The sequence below is a fragment of the Streptococcus oralis SK304 genome (genome assembly GCF_000287715.1).
Classification (GTDB): Bacteria; Bacillota; Bacilli; order Lactobacillales; family Streptococcaceae; genus Streptococcus; species Streptococcus oralis_Y.
The window spans coordinates 1-4,351 of record NZ_ALJN01000017.1 but is presented as its reverse complement, the minus strand read 5'-3'; the positions used below and the strand labels follow the sequence as shown (position 1 = coordinate 4,351).

3 protein-coding genes and 1 pseudogene are annotated in these 4,351 nt (G+C 32.9%); 3 read left to right on the top strand and 1 reads right to left on the bottom strand.

The window, feature by feature from the left end:
* Positions 1–159 precede the first annotated feature (159 nt).
* Positions 160–303, bottom strand: a complete 144-nt coding sequence (locus HMPREF1125_RS12775) for a hypothetical protein (RefSeq protein ID WP_001107224.1) — start codon at positions 301–303, stop codon at positions 160–162.
* Between the two features lie 693 nt (positions 304–996).
* Between HMPREF1125_RS12775 and HMPREF1125_RS10585 the strand changes: the two genes are divergently transcribed.
* The 3 genes and pseudogenes from HMPREF1125_RS10585 to HMPREF1125_RS10575 form a co-directional block, all read left to right on the top strand.
* Positions 997–1,407: a helix-turn-helix transcriptional regulator gene (locus tag HMPREF1125_RS10585; RefSeq protein WP_000935802.1), complete on the top strand. Its 411-nt coding sequence runs from the start codon at positions 997–999 to the stop codon at positions 1,405–1,407.
* A 378-nt stretch (positions 1,408–1,785) separates the two neighbouring features.
* Entirely contained in the window at positions 1,786–3,480 is a 1,695-nt protein-coding gene (locus HMPREF1125_RS10580) for an SEC10/PgrA surface exclusion domain-containing protein (protein WP_000672234.1), read from the top strand.
* A gap of 152 nt (positions 3,481–3,632) precedes the next feature.
* A pseudogene (locus HMPREF1125_RS10575) lies at positions 3,633–4,351 on the top strand (peptidase); the annotation flags it as partial.

Below are 4,351 nucleotides of genomic sequence, written 5' to 3'. Positions count from 1 at the left end.
TTTGAAAATTTAATAAAAAACGTGTCAGACAACAACGAATCATTGACTAACACGATTAAATGTAGCAATTTAATTATATGTGAATTTTGGGAAAATGTCAAGTTGAGTCTGATGGTAGGTATAACTAATGAAGTCTATCTAAAGGGATTAGAAGAAATTTTAACTGCTTGTATGGCCTTTTAGAAATCCAGTCACTTTGGAAAAATCTACTTGAATTTTTTTTGGAATATCAAATTGAGAGCTTTCAAGAGCTACTTCTTTAAGTGAAAGCGATGATGTTAGTTTAATTTTATTTTTTGCCATAGTTAATTTCTTAAAAATAGGTAGATTTCGTAAGTTATATTTACTAATCTTTGATAAGTTCACGTTGGGTGTTTCGTCCTTTCGCCTTAGTAGATAAGAAAAGGGAACTGACGGCTGTGGTACAGTCAATGATACTTCTTAGAAGGTAGCTAGAGTGAGATAGTGAGGTCTATGTGTTGTATGGTCGGTATGTGAGAGTAAAATCTTGCTAATGCCTTTGGGTAAGAAAGAGGGGATATTGAGTTATCCTTAAATTTGTGACCTTGGCGAAGGTAGTAAGCTGAAAAGCTGAAAGTATGCGAAGATAAGAGCATACATTTTCTATATTGCTATATTCTATTAAAAAACGTAAAAAGGCTTTGAAATAAGCCTTTTTTATTTTGCGAAAAATTAACAATAATTAGATTTTTATAAAACAGGTTTTGTCCTGATAAGAATCGAAAGTATTGTTAGTTTTCACAAGGGAATCTATAGAGTTCCTTTATGTAAATTAACAATATGAGTAGAGAATAGAAAAGAGGAAAGATGGATATTTGGATCTACCTAGTAAGAGTTGGAATACTATTGTCTATATTTATTTTATTTATATTCTTGATTTATTGGATGTTTAGTAATTTGATAATTTTGTTTGTATTTGTGTTGTTTGTGGCATTTTTTTCGATTATCACATGGAAGTAGAAAGGAAAAGGATTTATGTTGAATGTGTCAATGGCTCTTCGGTTGTATCGAGAAATGCATAATAAGTCGAAAGAGGACTTAGCGAAGTATTTAGAGATTCAACCGAAAGCGTATGCTCGATATGAAAGTGGAGAACGAGAACCAAGTCTTGAAAAGTTGTATAAATTGGCTTACCTTTATAACTGTAAGATTGATGATTTTATCAATGTAGATGAAAAAATCACTGTGAAGCGTGAAGAAGTATTGTCTACAAAGGATTTAGATAATCTAGGTTGTCACCATCAATTTTCTCATGGATTGGTAACAATGTTGACTAAAGGAAAAAGTTATGAAGAAACTATTCGCTTTGCTGCTGATGATAAGACAAAGTATGTTCTTAGGAGTGAAGTGAAACGATTCTTACTTGAACTAGCAGAGAAGATTTAGTGGTAGGAAAGAGGTGTGTTAAAATCGAAGAGTATGGTTATAAAGAGGGTTTAAGGACTTATTCCGAAGAATGGATCATAAAAGAGTATAACCGAATCTATAGTCGATTCTGCTGGAATTTAAAAATATATGCTCATGTAAAAAATGGTGCGGATGTTTATGTCTCTTCAAAAAAATGTTGTGAAGATTTGTATAATCGTTTGTATGCTGTCGGTCAAATTACTCGTAGTTATTGTAGTAAGATTGAGTCGAAAATTGAAAAAACGTATCATCGTTTTTTAGAAGATGGAGTGATTATTGAGGACTAACTTTATGATGGAATAGATAACTTTATGATATAATAAATAGGGTTAAGATTTTTTAATAAAAGGAGAAAATATGAAATTTAGGACTTCGACTTTAGCTTTAATATCAAGTGCATCTTTATTGATTTTTGGGGTAAGTCAGATTGTAGATGTGACTACTGTGAGTGCTGATCAAGTAAATGACTTGTCAAAGCAAGTAGAAAATGCTCGAAAAGACTTTGATGGATTTAAACAAAAGGTTAGTCAAGCAAAGTTAAAAGATGGCAAGTATGCTATTCCTGTAAGTAAAGAATATGCTCAAGCATTAAAAGATTTTTTTAATTATAAGTTGAGTGATGCTCAGAGAAGCAATGCTAGGATGATTTTAGATAAAGAAAGCGAGAAGTTTTCTAATTGGTCTCCTTTTGATGGTTCGTTTACTGTTGAGAGTTTTGAGGAATATGAGGTAAATAATCTTCCTCAAGATGTAAAAGTAGAATTGTCATATTTTGCTTTGGATTTAGTGAATCAGATTCGACGACAAGTAGGTACTCAAGAGGTTTCATTGTCTGTTTCTTCTTTGGAATTTGCTGATAAGGTTTCTAAAGAGTATGTAAAAGGTGCTTCTTATGAAAGTATTTATAGTGAATCAGGTCATTATGCTAAAGGAATCAATCGAGTAGCTAGAGAGTATGGTTTAAAGACGACGGATAGTGAATCTGAAAAACGTGGGCAACAATTCTATGAAAATTTGTTTAGTGGTTTTTCTCCTAATTTTAGTAAAAGAGGATGGGCTACAAAGCAGGACTTGAAAGAACAGATTTATCAAGGGCTTTTAGGAATGTTGTATAATGGTGTGGAGTATTACCATGCTCAAAGTATAACAGGTGTGAAATGGACGAGAGAGGTTCAGAAGGAATATTTTGGTTATGCTCCATCTTATCCAGATAATTCGTATAAGGCACATTATATTTTTATTGGTCAAGATTTTTTAGATCAAGCTATTAAAAAGAATTTTAGTGTACAGTCAGTTAATGATACAACTTTAAAAAATAGAAAAGAATCTTTTAAGAAGTTGGAAAATGAGCTTGAAAAAAAGGAGAAAAATTATACTAATTTAAAAAAACAACTAGATGAATTAAATAAACAAAAGGATTCGGAGAAAAGACAGATAGTTCAGACGGAGCCATCGCAAAGTCAAGTTAAACCGTCTCGAGATGAGACGAAGCCATCGCAATTTAAAACAGTTAAAAATGGTTGGCAGAAAGAAAGTGGTTTTTGGTATTATTATGATAATGACCAACGTTTAAAAAATACGTGGAAAGGGAGTTATTATTTAAAATCTGATGGTCGAATGGCTGAATCTGAATGGATTTATGATAATTCTTATAAGGCATGGTATTACTTAAAATCAAATGGAATTTATGTTCGTGATAGTTGGCAAGGAAGCTATTATCTGAAGTCTAATGGTAAGATGGCAGATAAAGAGTGGATTTATGATAATTATTATCAGTCATGGTTTTATTTAAAAGAAGGTGGTGCTTATGTTAATCATCAATGGTTGAAGATTGATGGTGTATGGTACTATTTCAAGAGTGGTGGTTATATGGTAAGCAATGCTTGGCAGGGTAGCTATTATCTCAAATCTAGTGGAGCTATGGCTGTGAATGAGTGGATTTATGATAGTTATTGGGGTGGTTGGTATTATTTAAAATCTGATGGCTCTTATGCTCGTAATGAAATTGTTCAAGGTAAATATCGTGTTGACTATTCAGGAAAATGGGTTTGATATAGATAAAAAAGTCAGTTTGAAACTGGCTTTTTTGTTTGTAGAAAAGGAGAAAATATGATTGTAGTTGTTTATGAACGCTCTCGTTCACCATCAAGTGATTGAGAGTTTTAATTTGTTATAAATGTTTTTAAAAAAGGAGAAAAGAAATTATGTTTAAAACAGAAGAAACTAAAGCGTTTGGTTCAATTCGTAAAGTGAAGCACTATGGTGCTTGTGGAGTGATTTTGGGTATGGCTGCTCTTGCCATGGCTTTTTCATCAGGTAGTGTATCTGCTGATGAGTTGAGTGCAAATCAAAATGTGCCAAAAACTGTTCAGGAAGCACCTAAAGAAGAAGTACCTAAGCAGGACGAAACTGCTAAGAAAAATACTACTGTTGATGTTGTAGTAGATCATTCAACTGTTGATAAGGCTGTTTCTGAAGCTAAGAAAGCAGGCTTAGAAGTAAAACAGGATTCTCCTGTGGATGTTGGTGTTGCTCAGGGGCAAGAAGAACTTGTGAAGAAACAAGTTAGTGTAGAAAAGGATTATGCGAATCAAGCAAATACGGTTTCTACTGAAATTGCTGGCTATAAGAAAGATGTAGCAGATAATGAGAGTGAGAAGAAGCGTGTTCAGGATGAAAATGAAAAAATTCGTCAGAATCATGAGAAGGCTAAAAAAGATCTAAAAGAAAAGAATGATCAGATTGATAAGCGTAACGATGACGCTCAGAAGAAATATGATCAAGAATATGGAAAATATCTTGAAAAAGATAAGGAATTCAAGCAAGCAAAAGCTGATTTGGAAAAATTGGGACTTGCTGGTTCTGCAACTGGTGTGAAAATGTACGGTGAGTACAATGAAGCTGGTCGTGGAAGTATGAATTA